The 20,867-nt window shown below is 65.2% G+C and carries 23 protein-coding genes; 9 read left to right on the top strand and 14 right to left on the bottom strand.

All coding sequences use genetic code 11. The annotated features are described in order from the left end of the window. Window positions 1-13: 13 nt before the first annotated feature. From CH295_RS15205 to CH295_RS15195, 3 genes are all read right to left on the bottom strand, one after another. Complete coding sequence (locus tag CH295_RS15205; RefSeq protein WP_212556176.1) at window positions 14-1,153, bottom strand: glycosyltransferase family 4 protein; 1,140 nt, start codon at window positions 1,151-1,153, stop codon at window positions 14-16. 63 nt (window positions 1,154-1,216) lie between these two features. After that, the gene (locus tag CH295_RS15200; protein ID WP_094741162.1) at window positions 1,217-1,642 is read right to left on the bottom strand and encodes a glutaredoxin domain-containing protein; all 426 of its coding nucleotides are present in this window, start codon (window positions 1,640-1,642) and stop codon (window positions 1,217-1,219) included. Further along, window positions 1,635-2,075, bottom strand: a complete 441-nt coding sequence (locus tag CH295_RS15195; RefSeq protein WP_052047405.1) for a DUF3592 domain-containing protein — start codon at window positions 2,073-2,075, stop codon at window positions 1,635-1,637. Before CH295_RS15195 ends, CH295_RS15200 begins: the two co-directional genes overlap by 8 nt. Window positions 2,076-2,130: 55 nt before the next feature. On the opposite strand from CH295_RS15195, the gene CH295_RS15190 reads away from it, so the two are divergent. Beyond that, complete coding sequence (locus CH295_RS15190) at window positions 2,131-2,634, top strand: DUF2505 domain-containing protein (protein WP_037187096.1); 504 nt, start codon at window positions 2,131-2,133, stop codon at window positions 2,632-2,634. Between the two features lie 457 nt (window positions 2,635-3,091). Here the strand turns inward: CH295_RS15190 and CH295_RS15180 are convergent, their stop codons facing one another. Genes CH295_RS15180 through menD form a run of 3 tightly spaced genes read right to left on the bottom strand, consistent with a single transcriptional unit; the run spans window position 3,092 to window position 5,899 of the window. Further along, window positions 3,092-3,691, bottom strand: a complete 600-nt coding sequence (locus CH295_RS15180) for a GNAT family N-acetyltransferase (protein WP_094741160.1) — start codon at window positions 3,689-3,691, stop codon at window positions 3,092-3,094. Between the two features lie 10 nt (window positions 3,692-3,701). Next, window positions 3,702-4,244 (bottom strand): DinB family protein, encoded by a 543-nt coding sequence (locus tag CH295_RS15175; protein ID WP_094741159.1) that lies wholly within the window; start codon window positions 4,242-4,244, stop codon window positions 3,702-3,704. Window positions 4,245-4,288: 44 nt separating this feature from the next. Then, window positions 4,289-5,899, bottom strand: coding sequence for a 2-succinyl-5-enolpyruvyl-6-hydroxy-3-cyclohexene-1-carboxylic-acid synthase (gene menD, locus CH295_RS15170; RefSeq protein WP_094741158.1), 1,611 nt, complete (start codon window positions 5,897-5,899; stop codon window positions 4,289-4,291). 62 nt (window positions 5,900-5,961) lie between these two features. Between menD and CH295_RS15165 the strand changes: the two genes are divergently transcribed. From CH295_RS15165 to CH295_RS15150, 4 genes are read left to right on the top strand one after another with little or no spacing between them, the layout of a single operon-like run. Then, window positions 5,962-6,549, top strand: coding sequence for a flavin reductase family protein (locus CH295_RS15165; RefSeq protein ID WP_037187092.1), 588 nt, complete (start codon window positions 5,962-5,964; stop codon window positions 6,547-6,549). Next, window positions 6,546-7,610: an AbrB family transcriptional regulator gene (locus CH295_RS15160; RefSeq protein WP_094741157.1), complete on the top strand. Its 1,065-nt coding sequence runs from the start codon at window positions 6,546-6,548 to the stop codon at window positions 7,608-7,610. Before CH295_RS15165 ends, CH295_RS15160 begins: the two co-directional genes overlap by 4 nt. Window positions 7,611-7,656: 46 nt before the next feature. Continuing rightward, window positions 7,657-8,490 (top strand): siderophore-interacting protein, encoded by an 834-nt coding sequence (locus CH295_RS15155; protein ID WP_094741156.1) that lies wholly within the window; start codon window positions 7,657-7,659, stop codon window positions 8,488-8,490. Window positions 8,491-8,512: 22 nt separating this feature from the next. Continuing rightward, the gene (locus tag CH295_RS15150) at window positions 8,513-9,910 is read left to right on the top strand and encodes a DUF2252 domain-containing protein (protein ID WP_037187086.1); all 1,398 of its coding nucleotides are present in this window, start codon (window positions 8,513-8,515) and stop codon (window positions 9,908-9,910) included. A gap of 55 nt (window positions 9,911-9,965) precedes the next feature. On the opposite strand, the gene CH295_RS15145 is transcribed toward CH295_RS15150, so the two are convergent. From CH295_RS15145 to CH295_RS15135, 3 genes are read right to left on the bottom strand one after another with little or no spacing between them, the layout of a single operon-like run. Then, entirely contained in the window at window positions 9,966-10,409 is a 444-nt protein-coding gene (locus CH295_RS15145; protein WP_037187084.1) for a DUF6918 family protein, read from the bottom strand. Window positions 10,410-10,461: 52 nt separating this feature from the next. Beyond that, window positions 10,462-11,433 carry an o-succinylbenzoate synthase gene (locus CH295_RS15140; protein WP_094631957.1) on the bottom strand — a complete coding sequence of 324 codons (972 nt, stop codon included), beginning with the start codon at window positions 11,431-11,433 and terminating at the stop codon, window positions 10,462-10,464. Next, entirely contained in the window at window positions 11,430-12,062 is a 633-nt protein-coding gene (locus CH295_RS15135; RefSeq protein ID WP_037187079.1) for a PaaI family thioesterase, read from the bottom strand. Before CH295_RS15135 ends, CH295_RS15140 begins: the two co-directional genes overlap by 4 nt. Window positions 12,063-12,129: 67 nt before the next feature. On the opposite strand from CH295_RS15135, the gene CH295_RS15130 reads away from it, so the two are divergent. Next, window positions 12,130-13,023: a 1,4-dihydroxy-2-naphthoyl-CoA synthase gene (locus CH295_RS15130; RefSeq protein WP_094631959.1), complete on the top strand. Its 894-nt coding sequence runs from the start codon at window positions 12,130-12,132 to the stop codon at window positions 13,021-13,023. A gap of 454 nt (window positions 13,024-13,477) precedes the next feature. Here the strand turns inward: CH295_RS15130 and CH295_RS15125 are convergent, their stop codons facing one another. Together CH295_RS15125 and CH295_RS15120 are read right to left on the bottom strand one after the other, a co-directional pair. Further along, on the bottom strand, window positions 13,478-13,957 hold the full coding sequence (locus tag CH295_RS15125; protein ID WP_094741155.1) for a hypothetical protein: 480 nt from the start codon (window positions 13,955-13,957) through the stop codon (window positions 13,478-13,480). 172 nt (window positions 13,958-14,129) lie between these two features. Then, on the bottom strand, window positions 14,130-14,741 hold the full coding sequence (locus CH295_RS15120) for a hypothetical protein (protein ID WP_141216673.1): 612 nt from the start codon (window positions 14,739-14,741) through the stop codon (window positions 14,130-14,132). A gap of 100 nt (window positions 14,742-14,841) precedes the next feature. Between CH295_RS15120 and CH295_RS15115 the strand changes: the two genes are divergently transcribed. Both CH295_RS15115 and CH295_RS15110 read left to right on the top strand, forming a co-directional pair. Next, on the top strand, window positions 14,842-15,153 hold the full coding sequence (locus tag CH295_RS15115; protein WP_141216674.1) for a hypothetical protein: 312 nt from the start codon (window positions 14,842-14,844) through the stop codon (window positions 15,151-15,153). Continuing rightward, window positions 15,150-15,467, top strand: a complete 318-nt coding sequence (locus CH295_RS15110; protein ID WP_037187073.1) for a type II toxin-antitoxin system PemK/MazF family toxin — start codon at window positions 15,150-15,152, stop codon at window positions 15,465-15,467. The genes CH295_RS15115 and CH295_RS15110 overlap by 4 nt, the downstream gene beginning before the upstream one ends. 201 nt (window positions 15,468-15,668) lie before the next feature. On the opposite strand, the gene CH295_RS15105 is transcribed toward CH295_RS15110, so the two are convergent. Next, window positions 15,669-16,151: a hypothetical protein gene (locus CH295_RS15105; RefSeq protein WP_094741154.1), complete on the bottom strand. Its 483-nt coding sequence runs from the start codon at window positions 16,149-16,151 to the stop codon at window positions 15,669-15,671. Window positions 16,152-17,666: 1,515 nt separating this feature from the next. Between CH295_RS15105 and CH295_RS15090 the strand changes: the two genes are divergently transcribed. Beyond that, the gene (locus CH295_RS15090) at window positions 17,667-18,047 is read left to right on the top strand and encodes a VOC family protein (RefSeq protein WP_094741151.1); all 381 of its coding nucleotides are present in this window, start codon (window positions 17,667-17,669) and stop codon (window positions 18,045-18,047) included. Here CH295_RS15090 and CH295_RS15085 read toward each other — a convergent pair. Continuing rightward, a complete protein-coding gene (locus CH295_RS15085; RefSeq protein WP_230596134.1) occupies window positions 18,044-19,327 on the bottom strand; it encodes a sensor domain-containing phosphodiesterase in 1,284 nt (427 codons plus the stop codon). The two genes, CH295_RS15090 and CH295_RS15085, sit on opposite strands and share 4 nt — an antisense overlap. A gap of 105 nt (window positions 19,328-19,432) precedes the next feature. After that, window positions 19,433-20,842: a hypothetical protein gene (locus CH295_RS15080; protein ID WP_252342051.1), complete on the bottom strand. Its 1,410-nt coding sequence runs from the start codon at window positions 20,840-20,842 to the stop codon at window positions 19,433-19,435. Window positions 20,843-20,867 lie beyond the last annotated feature (25 nt).

Raw genomic sequence — 20,867 nt, 5'->3', positions numbered from 1 at the left:
AGGTCCAGACTACTCAAGCAACGTTCACTGCCTGTGGCGCTGTGATGCCTTGCACGTCGTAGTAGTGCGAGATCAGCTCGTCGCAGATGGCGGGCCAGGTTCGGTGCAGCACCGATTTGCGGGCCGCGTCACCGAATCGTGCGCGGGTGGTGGGTTCGGCGAGGGCTCCGACGGCGCTGGGAAGCAGTTCGGTGAACTTGTCGACCGGCAGCAGGTAGCCGTTGCGGCAATGCGAGACCAGATCGCGCGGGCCCCCGGCGTCGGGCCCGATGACGGGGACGCCGCTGGCGAGGGCCTCTTGGACTGCCTGGCAGAAGGTTTCGTGTTCGCCGGGGTGGACGAAGATATCGAAGCTGGCGTAGGCCCGAGCGAGTTCGTCGCCGCCGAGTTGTCCGGTGAAGATCGCGCTCGGCATCAGGGTCTGCAACGCTGCGGTGTCGGGTCCACCGCCGACGATCACCAACTGGATCGACGGGTCGGTGGCCAGTACGGCGAGCCGCTCGACGTGCTTCTCCGGGGCGAGCCTGCCGACGAATCCGACGATCAGCTTCTCGTCCGCTCCCCACTGGCTTCTGAGCGTCTGCGACGTGGCCGAGGGTGCGAAGCGGACGGCGTCGACTCCTCGCGCCCACCGGTGCACGCGCGGAATGCCGTGCAATTCCAACGCGTCGACGGCCGAGGTGGACGGAGCCAGGGTGCGGGCGGCGCCGCGGTGCAATCTCCTGGTCCAGCGCCACGCGGCCTTCGAGGTGAGGCCCAGTCCGTAGCTGGCGGCGAAACCGGCGACGTCGGTCTGGTAGACGGCCACCGCGGGCACGTCCAGTCGGTTGGCGGCGGCCAGGCCGCCCGCTCCGAGCAGGAACGGTGACGCCAGATGCACGACGTCGGGGGCGAAGGCGCGCATAGCCGAGACCATCCCGAGGCCCGGCACACCGACGGGCAGCGAGCTCACCTTCGGCACCATGACGGACGGCACCCGATGCACCGGAACGTTGTCGTGCCACGTCGCGGCTCTGGGACCGGACGGGTTGTCCGGGGCGATGACGATGGCGTCGTGCCCCGTCTTGTCGAGGTGTTCGAGGACACGGATCACCGAGTGGGTGACGCCGTTCATGTTGGGCAAGAACGATTCCGCAACGATGGCTACTCGCACGATCCTCAGTGTGGGTGGCCCCGCCGTCGGCCAGGTATGGACAACGTTACGTGTGGGCCAACGTCACACGAATTGCGCGAGCACCCACGACGGATCCGGGTTGGTGCGATGTTCGGAGCCCGCGAACACCGTGGGAACCGTCTCGTTGCCGTCGTTGACGGACCGAACCCGCGCGGCCGCAGCCGGATCCTGGCGGATGCTCGTCCAGACGGCTTTCTTTCCTCGCAGCAGCAGCGCCAACCGCAACCGCAAGCAGAAGATGCACCCTGGACGCCAGTAGATCAGCGGCACGGATCTCTCTGCCGCCTGTGTGCGCGACGCATCGTCGGACAGGGAACTCGGATACAGCACCGGAGTCGTCAGAACGAGAAGGAACACCGCGACGAGCACCATCACCACGATCGACGACGCGATGTTGCCGAAGTTCACCAACGCGAACCCGGCCACTGCGGCGAGGGCAGCGATGGCCCACTGCTTCGCATTACGCATTCTTGGCCTCCTTGCGACGTAGCCAGAACAGCACCGGGCCGGCGATCAGCCACGTGACGACGATGACGGATCCGGCCGGAACGATAGCGACGGCGGCGTCGCGGCCGGCGACGCGAACCAGCTCGACGTCCGGGTCGGCCTTGTAGTACTCGACCTCGATGCGTTGACCGGCGATGAGGTTGGTGGGGTACAGCACCCCCAGTGGCGGGTTGTGTGTCACGCCGTCGGGGGTGATGAAGCTGACGGCCGAGCGCAACTTGCCCGCGGACAGCACCTCGGCGGTGGCGGTGCCCTTGTCGGAATCGATGGTGACGTCGTTGCGCCAGGCTCCGACCACCAGAAGCACGGCCAGGACCGAAATCGCAACGGCGACCACGAGCACGACCAGCCGGGTCCTGTACAGCGTTCGGCTGGCTCCGTCGGTATCGGTCACAGCGATCAGATTACTTCGCAGCCGACGCGACTCCGCTCGGGTAGCGTCTGCACTCATGTCGCGCAGCTTCGAGTTCACCGTCGAATCGTCCAATCCCCCCGCTGACGTGCACGCAGCACTCACCAGCGAGGACCAGTGGGAGGCGCGATTCGCCAAGGCGAAGAAAACCGACGGGTACGAGCTGACCAAGCACGACGACGGCGGTTTGACCGTCGACATCTCCGAAGAGGTCGGTACGTCCGAGCTCCCCGGCTTCGTCACCAAGGTCATCAAGGGCAAGCTGATCGTCTCGCGCACCGACCACTGGGGCCCGCTCGAAGGCGACCACGCCGAGGGCACCCTGATCGGCGGCACCACCGGTTTGCCCGCGAAGGTGAACGGCACCCTGTCGTTGCGACCCAACGGAACCGGCGCGAAACTGATCGTCAAGGGCGAATCGACAGTGAAGATCCCCATCGTGGGCGGCAAGATCGAGGACCTGATCAACAAGATGATCAAGGACATGATCGACCAGGAAACCGGCGAAACCCTGGAATGGGTTGCAGCGCAGCAGAGTTAGCGGCCCACCACGCTCTACAGTCGCGCCCTGATTGCCGCGTGCAGCTCGCGCAGTCCCGATCGCTCCGTGGTCACTTCCAGCACCCTGATTCTCGCCCCGCGTCGCCATCCCCCAACGATCCCTCCGCCGGATCGAGGGCGGAGGCCCGCCACAACGCCAAACGTTGCCAGAGAATCTGTCTCAGACCGTCATCGAGACGCCTGACCCGCACTGACACAACAGCTGCGGGCACGCATGGATAACGAATCGTCGCGCTGCCTTCCGATTGGCGAGCACCCTCCTGCGCTTCACGTGTCGGTACTTCCGGTCACGGCCGGCTCGCTGCCCCTCTGTCATGCAGCTCGTCCCGATGTGGAGGAAGACCATCTCTGGACTCGCCGTAGCGAGGCGATTCGGACCCGACTGCACAGCACGCCCTGAACACTGTGCCGTTCGCGTATTGGTACGCCTCGGACGGTCAATCAGGTTGCCCGCCGGGTAGACCGTTGGTCTGTCGTCGATTCCATTCCCTCGCTGTGATTTCGTAGAGCACCTCGCCCTGATCCGCGCCGGGCAGCGGATCGTGCCACGCTCGGAATTCGGTGCGTACGTGACGCATCCCGATCTTGCGCATCACTCCTCGTGACGCAAGGTTGACTGCCATCGTCTCAGCCCAGATGCGCTGCAGTTCAAGCGTTCTGAATCCGTAGTCGAGAAGGAGCAACGCACCCTCCGTGGCCAGGCCCCGCCCCCAGCACCGACGCATCAACCGCCAGCCGATCTCGGCCTCATCGAAATTCACGGGCACATCGGGTGCCGAGGAGCTTCGTCCGAGATCCCACCAACCGAGAAAGTCGTCGTTCTCGAAGCCGACCCACCACCCGAGGCCCGCTTCGTCGGCAATCCTCTCGGCGCACCGTGGTGCCCAGAAGTCATCGATCTCGTTCGATGTACGCGCACGCCCGAGCAGGAATTCCATCACCACAGGGTCGGAGTCGAGACCGTGCAGGAAGGGCAAGTGCTGCAGGGTCATCGGACGCAGCTCGATCCTGGACGCATTCAGTACAGGACGGGTCATGACGCCAGCGTCACTCAGCGCTCGCGGGCAACGCGGGCGATCCGTCCGACCCCAGGCTCACCGGTCCGCCTCGGCCCGCGAGTATCTGTTCCCGAAGGATGTCCGCATGGCCGCAGTGGTGGGCCAGTTCCCTGAGCACCTGCAGATATACCCAGTGCACGGTACGAGGCCCGGTGTGATGTCCCGTCACGATGGCGTCCAGCGCCAATGGGGCTACGACGGTTCGGGCAGTTGCGCACGCCTGCCTGTGCGTCGAGACGACACCGGCGATGGTGTCGCCGTCGTCGACGACGAAGGACTCCGCGGGACTCCGAACCAGACCGAGGGCAACCCTGGACCCACCCCCGACGCATTCCTCGAACCACACTCGCTGCATCCATGTCACATGCTTGAGCAAGCCGAGAAGCGTTGTGGCAGAGGGAACCAACCGTGCGCGCGCCTGCTCCTCGGTGAGACCATCGACTGTCGCATCGAGCGCTCTCCGGTAGTCCTCGATGAACGCCTCGAGCTGAGCGCGGTCATCCTCCAGCAGCACCTCGAATGCACCCGTCACAGGTTCTCCTTCACAGCGAAGATTCGGCCGGGCAAGAACGACGTCTAGAGCCGCGCCCTGATTGCCGCGTGCAGCTCGCGCAGTCCCGATCGCTCCGTGGTCACTTCCAGCACCCTGATTCCCGTGGCATGGCCGGTGAGTTCGGTTGCCAGATCGGCCAAGTCGACCAGGTGGTGCTCCACGCGGTAGGCACCGCACAGTGCGCCGAGGTCCATGCCGTGAGGCGTGCCGAACACTCTCTCGAACACACCCGCGTACTGCGGGTCGCCTTGTTCGAGGAGCTCGAAGATGCCGCCGCCGTCGTCGTTGGCGACGACGATCGTCAGGTCGTCAGGTCGAGGTTCACCGGTGCCGATGAGCAGGCCGGCCGCGTCGTGCAGAAACGTCAGATCGCCGAGAAGTGCCACGGTGCGCCGCTTTCCGGACATCGCGGCACCGATGGCCGTCGAAACGGTGCCGTCGATACCGGCCACGCCGCGGTTGGACAGAACCTTCACGTCGGGGTTCGGTGTCGCCACCAGGGCCGCGTCGCGCACGGGATTGGACGCTCCGAGCACCAACTGGTCACCTGGCTGCAGGGCGGACATCACCACGTCGGCCACGTGCAATCCCGTCGGCTTGGGATGCTCTGAAAGTTGTTCGTGAACAGCACGTTCGGCCCTGGCGGACAGAGCGGCGCACCGGGCGATCCAGGCGGGGTCGGGCGCGCCGGTGGTGACCGCCCGAGTGCCGGTGGCCAGGACGTTGCCGGAGACGTCGGGCCAGCGCGGTCCGGTGGTGAGCGCGATGACGTCGACTGCAGGGTCGGCCAGCAGAGCCGAGACCTGTCGATGCAACGTCGGCCGCCCGGTGATCACGGCCTGGCGCGGCTTCAACTGCGCAAGAGCCAAGGGATGCAACGGGATTCCATGCAGGGGTGCGGTCGGCTCGGCGACGGTCGGCAACCCGGCCAGCTCCGGACGCACGGCACCGCCGTGACCGGAGACGACCACGGTGTCGACAGTCAGATCCAGTTCGACGGGAACGTCGAGTGTCGCCTGGGTGGTCGAGGTCCACGGCATTCCGTCGGGCCGACCCTCCGGTCGCGCGCCGGGGTCGCCGATCGCAGGCACCAGAGGCTCACGCAGTGGGATGTCGAAGTGCACCGGCCCGGCATTGCCGGATCGTGCTCCGCGCGCAGCCGCGATGACGCGGGAGACGGCGCTGCGCCACTGACTGTTCTGCTTGGGTCCTTCCTCGGCGAGCCCGAGGCTGATCGTCGCGCGCACCTGGGATCCGAACAGGCCGAGCTGCTCGATGGTCTGGTTGGCTCCGGTGCCGAGCATCTCGTACGGGCGGTTGGCGCTGATGACGATCAGTGGAATGCGGGCGTAGTTCGCTTCGAGTACCGCAGGCCCCAGATTGGCGACCGCGGTTCCCGACGTCATCACCACCGGGACGGGCTGACCACTCCCCAGGCTCAGGCCGATCGCCAGGAAGCCTGCGGTTCGCTCGTCGATCCGCATGTGCAACCGCAGGCGGCCGGCCACGTCTGCTTCCTGCAACGCGAACGCCAACGGGGCGTTCCGCGAGCCGGGGCACAACACGACGTCTCGGATCCCGCTGCGCGCCAGTTCGTCGACGACTGCGGTGGCCTGTGCGGTGGACGGATTCACAGTTTCAAGAGTGTCAGACGCGTCGGTCGGACGCCGCAACCGGGCTTTGACAGTATGAAGGTGTGCGTACAGTCTTTCGGCCCGACGAGGTCGCTCCCGGTCGCTTCTACCAGCTCCTGACCGCTTCGGTGGTACCTCGGCCCATCGCCTGGGTCTCCACCGTCTCGGCCGACGGTGTGGCGAACCTCGCGCCCTACAGCTTCTTCACGGTGTCCTCGGTGGTGCCTCCGGTCGTGCAGTTCACGTCGGTGACCCGCAAGGACAGTCTTCGCAACATCGAGGCCACCGGCGAGTTCGTCGTGAATCTGGCGACGGCACCGTTGGTGGATCAGGTCAACAGCAGTTCGGCGAGCTTCGATCACGGTGTCAGCGAATTCGAGGCCGTCGGCATCGAGAGCGAGCCCAGTACCGTCGTGACACCACCGCGCGTGGCGGCCGCTCCGATCGCCATCGAGGCGACGTTGCATCGCGTCGTCGAAGTGGGTAACTGCTTCGTCGTCATGGGTACTGTCGTCGCCCTGTCGGTGCGTCCCGAATATCTGGCCGAGGACGGCCTCCCCGAGTTCGACGCCATTGCCCCGCTCAGCCGCCTCGGTCGCACCGAGTGGGGGTTGCCGCCCGAGGTTCGCGAAATCGAGCGACCTTCTTGATTCGCTGGCTGCTGCTGGTTCTCGTCACGGTCGGACTGACCGTCGGGGCCGATGCACTCGGTGTGCCGTCGGCTGCGTTGTTCGTTGCCTTGCTGGTGGCGATCGTGTTCGCGCTCGCCGGGTGGGCTCCGACGAGCGGAACCGAGCGAGCGCCACTCCCCCGCAGACTCGGCATGGCGGCGCAGGCAATCCTCGGCGTCGAGATCGGAACGCTGGTGCAGAGCGACACTCTGAGCTCGCTGGGCGATACCTGGCTGCCGGTACTGCTGGCATGCATCGGCACCCTGTTGCTGTCGATCGCGGCCGGCGCGCTGCTGGGGCTTCGTAAAGACATCGATTCACTGACCGGTTCCTTGGCGCTGGTCGCAGGCGGAGCCTCGGGACTGGTGGCGATCACGCAGGAGCTCGGCGGCGACGAACGAGTCGTGGCGGTGGTGCAGTACCTCCGCGTCGTGCTGGTGACCACAACGCTGCCACTGGTCGCCACCCTGGTGTTCGACGCTCAACCCGGACAGTCGTCGGTCACCGCCGACGTGCACGAGGCACTGTGGATCGACCTCGCCTTCGTCGTGATCTGCGGCGTCATCGGCGTGATGCTGGCGAAGGCGATCCGGCTGCCCGCCCCCGCCCTGCTCGGCCCGCTGATGATCGCCACGCTCGCCGACGTACTCGGGGTGTCGTTCGACGCATCCGTCCCGACGTTGCTGCTGTGGGCGGCGTACATCGTGATCGGATGGCAGGCGGGGCTGCGGTTCACCGTCGCCAGCTTGAAGTCGATCTCGCGGGTCCTGCCCGCGTCTCTGATGTTGATCATCGCCGTCACCGTCGGATGCGCGATGCTCGGCTTGTGGCTGGCGTCCGCGACGGGGACGAGCGGCTACGAGGGCTACCTGGCGACCACCCCGGGTGGTGTGTACGCGGTGCTTGCCATCGCCGCGTCGACCGGCGCGAACGTGACGTTCGTCGTGGCAGCGCAGGTGATCCGGGTGTTCATGATGCTGTTCGCGGTGCCGATGGGAGCGAAGGTCGTCCAGCACTACCGGCATGGTCGACCCGAGTGAATCGACGCGCCCCCATTCGGAGTTAGGGTCCACTAATCTCACCGGCATGGCCAAGTACCTCAAACCCGAGCACCCGGCGTTCTACCGACTGCACGTTCTCGCTGCCGAACGGATCAGTTCCGGCTTCGTCAGGATCACCCTCGGGGGCGAGTCGCTCTCGAGCTACGCGTACATGGGCTACGACCAGTGGTTCCGACTGTTCCTGCCACAACCGGATCAACGCGAACCCCGCATACCCAGCTCGACCTCGAAATTCTGGTACGCCCAGTATCTGACCTTCTCCAAGGACACCAAGCCGGTTGTCCGCAACTACACCGTCCGCAACTTCCGCCCCGCAGGCCAGGGCCGGTTGAGCGAGGGCGCGGAGCTGGACGTCGACTTCGTCGTCCACGGTTCCGAACACGGCGGCCACGCGGGCCCAGCGTCGTCGTGGGCTGCACGCGCCGTTCCCGGGGACCGCGTCGCGATTCTCGACGAGGGACGCATCTACAACCCGGATACCGATGCCTCGTGGCAATTGCTCGTCGGCGACGAGAGTGCCGCTCCGGCGATTCTCGGAATACTGCGATCCTCACCGGAAGACCTGCGCGCCGTGGTGTTCATCGAAGTCCCCACCGAGGCCGACGTCCAGCAGCACCACGTGCCGCCGGGCGTCGAGCTGAAGTGGATCGTGCGCACCGACCCGCATGCCAAACCCGGTGATGCGGCACTGGCCGCAGTGCAGAAAGCCGAACTTCCCGGCGGCACCCCGTTCGTGTACGTGGCAGGCGAACAGGGCTTGGCCACCGGCCTGCGCAGATACCTGGTGAACGAGCACGCAGTACCGAAATCCAGCATCTGCTTCACCGGATACTGGAAGTTCGGTAAAGCCGCCGGATAGCACTCGATTAGTGTCATCTCACATGTCCGGCTTGGGAAAAGGTCACACAGTCGTCACCGACTCGGTCGAGGTCGACGGTGCGTCGTTCGCCTCGCTGCGCGCCCGCCCGCTCCCCCGAGCCGAGCGCTACGAACTGGGACGACGTCTACGCGAAAAGGTGCCGATCGCCTCGCTCGGCGATTGGACCCCACCGGCGGATCGACCCGACCCGGTCAAGCAGATCGAATACTCGCACCAGGGCCGCATCGAATGGCTGATACCGACGCGCCTCGAGCGGATGGTCGAGTCCCCGTACGGATTCCTGCGCGGCACGGCGATCGTCATGGCCCGAGACGTGGCGATGCTGCCGTCGACCGGCATCAACCCGGTCATCAGCGGCGACGCCCACCTGGGCAACTTCGGGTTCTACGCCTCCCCCGAACGTGACCTCGTCATCGATCTCAACGACTTCGACGAGGCCCACCCGGGAGCCTGGGAATGGGATCTACGACGCCTCGCCGCGAGCATCTGGGTGGCCGGGCGGCAGAACGGCCGCACCGAGGATCAGTGCCGCGACGCCGTCACCGCCTGCGTGTCCGCGTACCGAATCGAGGTGGCCCGACTTGCCGACGAGCCGCTGATGTCGCGTTCGTTCCAACGTCTGACGGCCGAGAAGCTGCAGCGCGACGCCACCGAGGGCTCGCTGCGCAAGGAGATCAAACGCGCCACCAAGAAGGCGCGTCGACGCACCAGTGACCGCGTTCTGCCGCGCTTCACCGAGAAGCACGAGGGCAAGCGCAGAATCGTCGAGGAGCCGCCGATCACCACGCGCATCTCCGCCAAGGACGAGGAACTTCTGGCCGTCGGATTGGACGAGTATCTGCTCACCCTCACCCCGCACTGGCGTCGCGTGCTCGGTGGATACACGTTGATCGACGTGGCGCACCGCGTGGTCGGCGTCGGCAGCGTCGGCCTGCGGGCGTACGTGGCTCTGCTCGAGGGCACCAGCGAGGACGACGTCGTGTTCCTGCAGCTCAAGCAGGCCAGACGCTCGGTGCTCGCGCCGTACGTGCACGGCGAATCGGCCTGGCACGATCACCAGGGCCAGAGGGTCGTGGAGTATCAGCAGGATCTGCAGACCGTCAGCGATCCGCTGCTGGGCTGGACGACCATCGCCGGACGGCAGTACTACGTGCGGCAGTTCCGCAACATGAAGGGGACCATCGACCTGTCGTCGATCGACGCGCCGGCTCTGGTCGACTACGCACGGGTGGTGGGTCGGCTACTGGCCAAGGGCCACGCGCGTACGAGTGGGGCGTCGATGATCTCGGGATACACCGGAGATTCCGATGCCCTCGAGGTGGCGTTGTGCCGCTTCGCGCAGCTGTACGCGGATCAGACGGAAGCCGATTGGGAGCGTTTGAGCGCTACGCGCATGTGAGTGTGGAGCCCGCGGAACGACCCGAGGGCTCCACAATCACATGCGGCGAAGCCGCTCAGGCGTGCTTGGCGACCAGGTCACCCACGCGCGGCAGCGCCTCGGTGACGTTCTTCTTCGCCGAGCCACGCAGGCTGCCGTAGAACTTCTTGACGACGGACTTGTCGGTCTCCTCGATGCGGGCATCGGTGACCGAGAGCAGCGCGTCGGATGCGGCGTCGCCGTTGGCGGCGAGATACTGACCGAATGTGCCCTGCGGGGCAGCGTTGTACGACTGCCAGAACGGATCCAGCTTGTCGACGAAATCGGGCCACAGAGCCGAGACCGCATTGTCGATGTACGACGGTCCGACCTTCTTCACTGCGCCGTAGCCCCCCTTGACCGCGAGTCCACTCGCGCCCTTCTTGTCCGCGACCTCGGCGTCGATCAGTGCCAGGACATCGACGCGCAGAGCGTCGGCCTTCGACTCGTCGAGCAGTGAATCCTTGAGTGCAGCAACCACTTCGAAGTTCCTCCCAGATGTGTCAGCGGCCCCACGCGGACCGGGCGCAAGACTACCGCAGAAGGGCGTGGCAGCGCCGAACTCGCTCGATCCACCACTGCGTGCGATCGGCGTCGGCGTCGAGCTCGATCAGGGCCTCGGCATCGGGTTCGAGGCTGCCGACCGGGTACGTTCCGTCGATCACCTCCGGCACGGGTGCGACGTCTCGAACGAACAGTGCGCCCGTTCCCAGACCGCAGGCGAATTCGAGATGCGGCAGCGCAGCGGCGGCGGCCAGCCCGGACGAGATCCCGACAGCAGAATCGAGAGCACTCGACACCACCACCGGCACGCCGTACTCCCCCAGCTCTCCGGCCAGCTCGAGCACCGCTCGCATCCCGCCGAGCGGTGCTACCTTGAGCACGGCGATGTCGGCTCCGCCCGCCCGGACGACCTTCATCGGATCCTCGGCCCGGCGAATGCTCTCGTCGGCAGCGATCCGCACCCCGGGCACCCGACGCCGAACTTCGACCAATTCCGGCACCGACGCACACGGCTGCTCGGCGTACTCGAGCGGACCGTCGGCGGTCAGGGCCGTCAGAGCCGCCACCGCTTCGTCGACGCTCCAGCCGCCGTTGGCGTCGACCCGTACCCGCGGCACCAGCTCGCGCACGGCACGCACTCGGGCGAGGTCGTCGGCCAGAGTCTGCCCCTTCTCGGCCACCTTCACCTTGGCGGTCTCGGCACCGGGAGACCGGCTCAACACCGATGTCACGTCCGATGCCGCCACTGCGGGGACGGTCGCGTTCACCGGGATGCGTCGGCGCAGCGGGCTGGGCGGGCCGTCCCACGCGGCCTCGATCGCCGACGCCAGCCACGGGGTCGACTCGACGTCGTCGTACTCGGGAAACGGTGAGAACTCACCCCACCCTGCCGGGCCGCGAACGAGCATCACCTCACGGGTGGTGATGCCGCGGAACTTGGTCCGCATCGGCATCGAGAGCACATGCGCACCGTCCAGAACGTCGTCGATCGGGGGGATCATTGCTGCCCCGGGAGCAACTGCACCATCAACGCCTCGCAGTCGGCCAACAGGTTGCCGTCCAGATCCGTGAGCCGAGCGTTGATGAACGTCTTGCGTCCCTCGACCCGATCCACCGCGCCCTCGACGACCAGCTCGGTGTTCAGCGGCGTCACCTTGCGGTAGTTGATGTGCAGATACGCCGTCCGGCTGATGGGCCTGCCGTAGGCGTGCTGGATGAGGCCGAAGAGGTCGTCGAACAGAAGGGGCAGCGTGCCACCGTGCGCGGCGGAGTTTCCGCCGAGGTGGAAGCGGCGGAACATGCCCCGGCTGCGGACACCGTCTGCGTCGATCTTCTCGATGATCCACGGCATCAACAACAGCGAGCCTCGGCCCGGAAGCCTCGGAACGCGTCCGGCGGTCTGACGTCCCTCGGCCACCACGTGCGGGCTCAACAGCTCGATCAGTTCCCGAGCCTTGTCCGCAGCTGCCTCGGTCACTTCGGCCGGCAACGAGGTGGACACCGCGAGATCCTGCACCGTGCGCAAGGCCTCGAGCAGCTGCCCGTACTCCGGCCCCACCTTCGCAGGAACGAAACGCGGGAAGCCCCCGTGGTGGTCGTAATCGCGGTCGAGCTCGATCGGGTCGGTCATGACTGCACGCTAGCTGCACCGACCGTTCGGCACGGAGCCAACCCCGGCCACCGTTAAGCTGGCGCTCGTGACCTTCACTCCCGCACTGTGGCGTCCCGTTCCCGGCTTCGAAGACCTGACCGACATCACGTATCACCGCCACGTGTCCGATGCGACCGTGCGAATTGCGTTCGACCGTCCCGAAATCCGCAATGCATTTCGGCCGCACACCGTCGACGAGCTCTACCGCACTCTCGAACATGCACGGGTGAGTTCCGACGTGGGCACGGTGTTGCTCACCGGAAACGGACCGAGCAGCAAGGACGGCGGCTGGGCGTTCTGCTCCGGTGGCGATCAGCGCATTCGCGGACGCAGCGGCTATCAGTACGCGGACGGGGAAACGGCCGACACCGTCGACAAGGCCCGCGCAGGCCGCCTGCACATCCTGGAGGTGCAGCGCCTCATTCGCTTCATGCCCAAGGTGGTCATCTGCTTGGTCAACGGCTGGGCGGCAGGCGGCGGGCACAGCCTGCACGTGGTGTGCGATCTGACCCTCGCGAGCCGCGAACATGCGCGGTTCAAGCAGACCGACGCGGACGTCGGCAGCTTCGACGGCGGTTACGGCAGTGCGTATCTGGCCAAGATGGTCGGTCAGAAGTTCGCTCGCGAGATCTTCTTCCTCGGCGAGACGTATTCGGCCGAGGAGATGCACCGCATGGGCGCAGTGAACAAGGTGGTCGATCACGACGAGCTCGAGAACACGGCCATCGAGTGGGCGGCGAAGATCAACGCGAAATCGCCTCAGGCCCAACGAATGTTGAAGTACGCCTTCAATTTGCAGGACGACGGCCTGGTCGGCCAGCAACTGTTCGCCGGTGAGGCAACGCGTCTGGCCTATATGACCGACGAGGCAGTGGAAGGGCGCGACTCCTTCCTGGAAAAGCGCGAGCCCGATTGGTCGCCGTTCCCTCGGTATTTCTGATCCACTGGCGAATTCGACGTCGCATCGCGCCGGAAGTTCCGCGGGTGGAGTGCGGGCATGGTTCACAGAGCCGTACGACTACCGCTGGATGGCGGACTTCCAGAACTCCCGGCTCTCCGGAAAGCGCATTCGGTGGGCGATGGCCTGCCTCACGCTCGATTGCGGTGGCGTTCGCCGTCTTTGCCCAACCGGGAACGGGCGTCTTCGCTGTTGATCGACCCGCTCGAGGGGGCCCTGCTGTCGTGCAATGCAACTCCTCGAGTACTCCGCATACCTGTTCGCGTGCATGGGCTCTCATATCGACGAACCCAAATGCTCGATGACTTCCGCCAAGCCCACCGCACCGGAGCAGCGTACGAGCAGCGATCTTCATCGACACCGAGTTCGGGCATTGCAGCTCCTCGGCCATGAGGGCGATGTCCGCGGCCGATCGTTCGCGCGCGGCAGGCTGGTCTCAGGTTCGGTAGAAAGCGTCGAGGTCGAATTCGCGGAGATGATGTTTCGTGCGGTCGATGTCTCCGGTGGTGGCCCAATCGAAGAACAACTGCGTCGCGTCGTCAGCGGTGAACACCTCTTCGGGGTACACGGTGAGGGAGCGTTTGCCGCTGAAGAACGGGATCTCGACAGTGGGTTCGCCATGACGGGGGCCGGGTCGGCCGACGACGAACAGGCGATGAACACCGTCGATGGGAAACCGCATCTCGACCGACATCGCCTGCGCCGACCCAGCGGCTTGGATGTAGCTTTCGCTCATCGCGGTTTTCTCGTCGTCGCTGAGATCCTCGTAGTACCGACCCTCCGGAACCTTCGAGACCGTCAACGCAGGCCGCTGAAGACCGTCGAACCGCGAGAGCAGCTGCCCGAACTGCCAGGGAGCGTCGATCCTATGCTCGATCATCTTTTGCTTGCCGCCGTTGGATACGAACAGAAACATCAGGCTCCCTTCTGAGGCGGTGGTGTCGACTCATCGCCGGTACGGCGACGTCCACACCTGAGGTGTACCCGCCAGACGGGGCGAACGACGGGCGTCGAGACACTGCGCCCAGACAGTGGGGCAGGGGTGACCGGCAGAAGGTGCCGAGCGAGGATCCGGGTGCCAATGCGGGTCAGGTCGGGTAGCCGAGGGCGCGGCGGAGATCGAGAATGTCCTCGAAGTCGACATCGAGTGGCGCGTCACCGAGCCGAACCAAAGTACCGGCCGGCACGGTCTCGATATCGGCGACAGCAGGCAACAGAGTGCGGTCGAGACGCACCTGCGGTGGGATGAGAGTTTCCCACCCGATCTGAAGTTCCTTCGCCCATCGTTTCCTCGCCTCGCGTCGCTCTGTCCATGATGTGCTCGATGCTTTACCGAGGACCAGTTCTTCCTGTGGTCGGGCATATTTGCTGACGCTCCAGCGTCCACGCTCGGCGTTCCAGTGATCGAGGATCGCTTTGAGTACCGCGTCCCCGACGCGGGCGGTGAGCAGTTCGGATGCGTCCTCGACGGCATGCTCCGGTCGAGGGAGGGTCACGTTGACGACGTTGGCGAGGGCCTCGGAGCGCGCGGTCAAGATTTCCTTCGCGCTCTGCTCTGTAGCTTTCTCTGCCGCCTGAGCCGCCGATAGCGCCCGCCGGCGCAGTAGCGAGGAGTCGAGGGTGTCGAACGCCAGCTTGGGAAACCTCAGCAGCGCGAACGCGCCGGTCATGAGGATTCCAGCAGTCTGATACCAAGGCATCGGACGATCCTCGGAGCATCACCGAAGCTTGCGAGGAGATTGGACCGCCGTGGCGGAAAACTCATTGCCGTCACGCACAAAGTGAGTCAGACTGTGAAACATGGACGTGAAACGGCTACCTGTAACACTTGATAGTGACGACCAAGCGGAACTCGCCGTGTTCGCCGACCCCGAACGCCTCGAAGCAAGAATCTTGCGGGAATGGGCGCAGCAGCAGCACATCACCATCCGCGACAACTCCGAGTCCGGCATCGCCCGCGCCCTTCTGCGTGTGGGCGCAGAAGCACTTCGCGAAAAGGCCCTTGAAGCCGGATACGACGAACTCGCCAAGGACCAAGCGGAAGGGCGACGTGAGCAACAGGCGCGCCGCCGCCGCTACGTCGAGCGCGTCGACAAGACCTACACCGCATGACGGCACTGCGCGGGCAGATCTACTGGGTTGACCTGGGCGAGGGAGAAAAGCCGTGGGTGGTGGTCTCCAACAACTTCCGGAACCGCAAACTCGACGGGGTTCTCGCGGTGCGTGCGACCACCACTCCGAAGCCCGGGATCCCCACCGCCGTCCCGTTCGCCGCCGCTGACCCTCTTGTAGGTTCGATCCTCGCCGACGACATCGCCCAGATTTTTCACGACGAGATCGCCAACGGACGCCCGGCCGGCTCCCTCTCCCCCGCGACCGTGCTCAGACTCAATAAAGCACTCGCGATCGCACTCGGACTCCCCTGACCGACCCGTTCTACGACTGTGGCCACCGCCACGCGCCCAGGTCTTCGAGACCGGGCGCGTTTTCGGTGAGATCCGATCAGCCGTACACCTGTCAGGAATAGGACCCACGCGGGCGACGCCGTCAATTCTCTCCAGCGACAACGAAACAACCCTGCCAGCCATGCTGACAGGGTTGTTTAATTCGGCCAATGAACGCAGGGGCTAAATTCCGGTCGTGCTCACGATCTGTGACGTGCACACCTTCCAGCCGTCCCCGGAATCGAGCAGGGCGAAGAAAGCGACAGCGTCGGCATCGCCGGTCGGGTCGTCGGGGCGTCCGACCGTTACGCGCGCGAACGTGTACGCGTTCATTGCGCTGTCGACCGTGGTGAATTCGAAGTCGTCCAGGCCGGTGATGCGGACCTCGTCGTCAGTCCGGTTCGTTGCAATCCCGCCGCGTGATTCCGCAGCGGTCCGGAGTGCAACGTCGCCGCAACTTCCCTGTTCGACGGCCTCCCAGTCGCCGGCGTTGTATGCGTTCACGACCGTCTGGACAGCGAGTTCGACCGGCTGGTCGGCGTCGACGGAGGTGAACGATCCCGTCCGACTGTCCTCGTCGCTGTCCTTCGAGTCACCGAAGAGCCACACCGACCCGAACCCGGCGATCACAGCACACACGATGCACAAGAGCGCGGTACTCGTCATCTTGATTTTTCGATCTAAGAATCGCACTCCAAGTCTCCTTCAGTGGTCCGATGCTAAGACGTTTTACGTCTGTTGAATATCCGCCAAGCGAGTATCGCGAAAACTGCGGCGAATGCCACGATTGCAACATAGTCCACAACTGAAGAGTTTCCGTTGGCGATGTTCACTATTGAACTGATTGAGAGTATCAACCCCACTATCCCTATTAGCAGTTCGTACAAGTTGAGTCTTCTCATCGACTTCAGTCCTTCGTTTCTAGGAGAGTGACAATCGAAAGCAGAGACTGATCTATTGGCAGCTGTCATACTTCCACTCCCCGCCTTCCAATGTCCAAAGTCTGGAATATCCTTGGAGGATAGGAACGTCGATCCCATTGAAAGTGATGTCGACACTGGCTTGGCCTGGGGAGCGAGCGGCGACGTGATACTCGATCGATCCCTTGCCGGTGTCCTGCGAGTCTCCGTACACGATTCGGTGATTCCATCGACCACAATGATTGCTGAAAGATAACTGAAGATCTGCCCGGGACGGTACAACACCCCACACATCCACGACAGGCCTTCGACACCCGAATCACGCCGGCGACACCCCCACCCGGACGGGACAGAAGCATCTCCGGACACGCACGACCAGGCGATTTACCGCATCACAGCGAGTGACGCGCCTCATAGTCACAGAATGGTGACGACCCATGACAAGTGGACACTCCGTCACCTCGACCAGAGCAGCGTGCGCATGTTCAGGCCGATCGTCGCAGCCGACCAACAATGAAGCACGACAACAGCATCGGACCGGCGCCGTCGGCCCTCGAGCGGATTTCACACGCGGTCCGGCACAGCGTCGCCAATGCGCTCGCAGGGGGCTGGTGATACCGCGCGCATATGCAGAGCGGCCGGCCCCGAGTCGGTGACAGTCTTTCCACCACAACCCTTCTCGGCCCATCGATCGACGAGCAGCAGCAATCCATTCGTACTCGTCGCACGATCCTCGCCGCCGCGGCAGATCTGATCAACACTGGACACGCTGTCAGCATCGGCGATCTCACCGCGAGCGGCTGGACCGGTAACGAGTTCGCCCGTCGCGCACGCACGGCCACTCGAAAACCGCTGCAACAGAGCTCTGGTGAACGCCCTGACCGCCTCGTCCGAGTCGCCACGGCGCGACCCTGGGCTCACCGCCGATCTACTCCTGGCGGTGATCAGCGCCCACACCGCGACCGGTGGTGACGGCACCACGCACGCCCGAGCCGCGATATCCGCCCTCACTGCAGAGATTCTGCCTCGAGATCACCCTCTCCAGCGCCGCCACAGGTGAACCCGGAATGCCTTGGTGGCGGGTGCGCCTGTATTCCGCGAAAGAACAAGGTAATTCGTTTAATTCGGGGACGGCCACGAATACTGTTTCGCGACTGGAGCACGTGCAGCGGCATGCACCGCAGTGCGATGGATTTCGATGGTGGGCCTTCGCGAGTGGAGTATGCGGGAAGACTGTGGGTGATCGTGGTATCCATGCGGTGTGGACATCCTCGCTTCTCGGACAATTCTCCGGCCGGTCGATTACCAGAGGACTCTCGAGTTCTACCGTGACGGTCTCTCGTTGGCGGTGTGTCGCGAATACCCCGGCGGGACGGTGTTCTTCGCGGGTCAGGGTCTGCTCGAGATCGCCGCGCACCATCGCGGCGACGAATCGGGTTCGTTCTCCGGCGCTCTGTGGTTGCAGGTACGTGATCTCGATTCTGCTACAGAGGAATTAGAGGCCGCCGGCATCGAGATCGTGCGTGAGGCCCGGACGGAGCCGTGGGGTCTGATCGAGATGTGGATCGAGGATCCGGACGCGATTCCCATCGTGCTGGTGCAGATTCCGCAGGATCACCCGCTTCGGCGCGACAACCGCTAGCGCTTCGACGCGTCGTCGGCAATCGCACGTAGCACCGCCGTTGCAGACTGCGGCCGCGACCACAGATACCCCTGAGCCAGAGTGCAGCCGAGCTCGAGCGCAGCGTCGGCCTGTTCGCGGCTCTCGATGCCTTCGACGATCATCGTCAGATCGAGGTCCTTCGCCACGCCGGCCAGCGACTTGATCATCGCCCGTCCGGCCACGGTGTCGATGAATCGCGTCAGGTGCCCGTCGATCTTGATGCCGTCGGGCTGCAGCGTCACCAGTCGTTCGAGTGATGACCAGCCCGAACCGAAATCGTCGAGCAGCACCCGAAAGCCCAGCCGATGCACATCGTCGATGTGCCTGCGCAGCAGCGGCCCCGGTGTCACGGCAGTGGTCTCGGTGAGCTCGAGCGAGATCGACGACGGCGACACCCCGGAGGACGCGATGGCACGCTGCAGCTGACTGACACCGTCGGGATGCGCGAGGTGGCGTCCCGAGATGTTGACGGTCAGCCGCAGGTCAGGACGATGAACGTGCCACTTCTTCATCTCGGCGGCGGCCTGCGCGAGAACACTCAGGTCGACGTCGATGATCAGTTCGCTGGCCTCGGCGAACGGTACGAAATCCGCGGGCACCACCATCCCGCGGGTGGGGTGGTGCCAACGCGCCAACGCCTCGAAGCCGACGATCTCCTCCGTCCGCAGATCCACGATCGACTGGAACCAGGGGACGATGTGACCGTCGGCGATGGAGTCGGCGATGTCGTTGTCGCTACCGAGCCGGATGACGCCCGATCCGACGCGGCGATGCAGGTCGAGCTGCTCCTCGAGTACCGACGCGAACTGTTCGAGTTCCTGCATCTGCTCGCCCGACAGCGGGCGCGGCGTGCGATCGAGCAGGCAGAGGGTACCGATCACCAGGCCCTCTCGCCCGCGCAGCGGAACCGACGCGTAGGACGCGATGCCGTTGTCGTCGAGGATGGCGCGCTGCCGGGTGGTGGCGTGGACTCGGCCGTGCGCCACGACTGCTGGTTCGCCGGAGCGCACCACGTCGTCGCAGAGGGTGTCGGCGCGCACGACCGTGGACACCGGCGGTCCACCGACGTTCACCAGCGTGTACTGAGTGTCTTCGTCGAGCACGTTGAGTTGGGCTATGGCGAATCCGACGCTGCGTGCGGCGAATTCGACTGTCGAGCGCAGAGCAGGCGTCGTCGCCTCGACATCGAGGTATCGACGAGCGGAGTCACTCTGCCGGCGAGACTGGGAGCGCGCGGTGTCCGCGACCTCACCGTCCACCGGCATCACCTCGCAACGTACAGCCGGGCCCATTCTGGAACCGGATCCAAGTGAGCTTAACCGTGCCACATCGGCAGTTTCGACCGATAGCCCGTCCGCGAGCGGTCACAACGACGGATAGCGCGTGTGCAGGAGCCGATGCCGCAGTACCGCTGCGGCGAGTCGCTTGCCTTCGTCGGTCGCGACCGAACCGGAGGTCTGCGATCCGGACACGTGACCCGGTTCCGGCACCTCGAACGCACCGAGCGCGCTCAGTTCGGCCACCAGCGTCCGAGCGAGCGGCTCGGCGTGCTCGGCAACGGGCTCCTCGCCGGAATGGGTCCATCCCTCGGCTCGCAGCAGACGCGCGAGGTCGTCTGCTGTCGCTTCCACGTCGGCGACATCGTGACCGACGATCATGCGCGCCAGTACGACCTCGGCGGCAATCGTGTCCGGATGGTATTCGGTTCCGACGATGCCTGCGGTGAGCACGCGCCAGAGCCCGTCGGAGCTGAGCTGTCGAGTTCGGGCCGTCGGTACCAACCGCCCGGCGGAACGACGCAGCAGACGCACCCTCATCAGGAGGCGTCGGACAATCAGTACCTTCTCCGTGTCGAGTTCGCGGCCGATGTGCATGGGACGTTCGGCCGGAGGAAACACCGTGGTCGCGATGCTCGCCACCAGCTCGTCCGGCAGATACCCTGCGTCGGTCAACGCGACGCCGTCCCCGATGCAGCCGATGAAGCTCTCGAGCCTGCGCACACAGCCGTACACAGGCCGGGCGGCCTCGTGCAACGTCTCGCGCAGCCCCAGATAGAGCTCTGCTCGCGGTGCGCTGTAATTGCTCCACAACTCGATGCGGTGGTCGAGAAGCTGCTCGAGCAGGACGGCCTCGGAGTCGTCCTTGCCTCGATCGGACGTCAGCACAGCATCGGTGACTCCGCGACGACGCATGGCCTGCGCGTTGGCTCCGAGCGGTCGACCACCGGGCTTCGACGGCTCGAACTCGCCGGCGATGGTCGCCACTTCCAGTGTCTCGCCGATCTTTTCGACGATGGCCCGCTCGACGCCGGCCGGTGCGTCCTGCCAGGTGACGAGCTCGGTATCGACGGCACCGATGCCCGATTGTTCGGTGGCGGCGCGATAGCGCTGCAACCATGCGGCGTCGTCGGGTGTTCGCACGAGCTCCTCGGTGACGGCGCTTCGGGCAATCTCCGCGTATCCGACGCGTCCGAGCCGGTCGAGTAGGTCGCCGAGCGCGCGGGCGATATCGACCGCGCGATCCGGCCCCTCGGCCGCGTGACGCAGATACACCCACAGGAAGGTCTGCACGGAATGTTGCGTCGGGCCAGCGGGCGGGGACACGTCCACCAGACCGTCCCACCCCAGTCGCGCGTCGGCGGCGAGCGCAGGATCGACGGAATCGAAGTACGACAGAGCCGCCCACACCGCGTCGTCCATGCCCGATCCCTTCACGATGTTCCACTGTTCCACAGCGACTCGATCCGCGAAGACGAGAGCCGTGCGCCACGCCACAGCAGAATGGGACATATAAGGCAAA

The organism is Rhodococcus sp. 14-2483-1-2 (genome assembly GCF_002259405.1).
Taxonomy (GTDB): Bacteria; Actinomycetota; Actinomycetes; order Mycobacteriales; family Mycobacteriaceae; genus Rhodococcoides.
The sequence above is the reverse complement of the archived record's forward strand: the minus strand, read 5'-3'. Positions and strand labels throughout refer to the sequence as shown.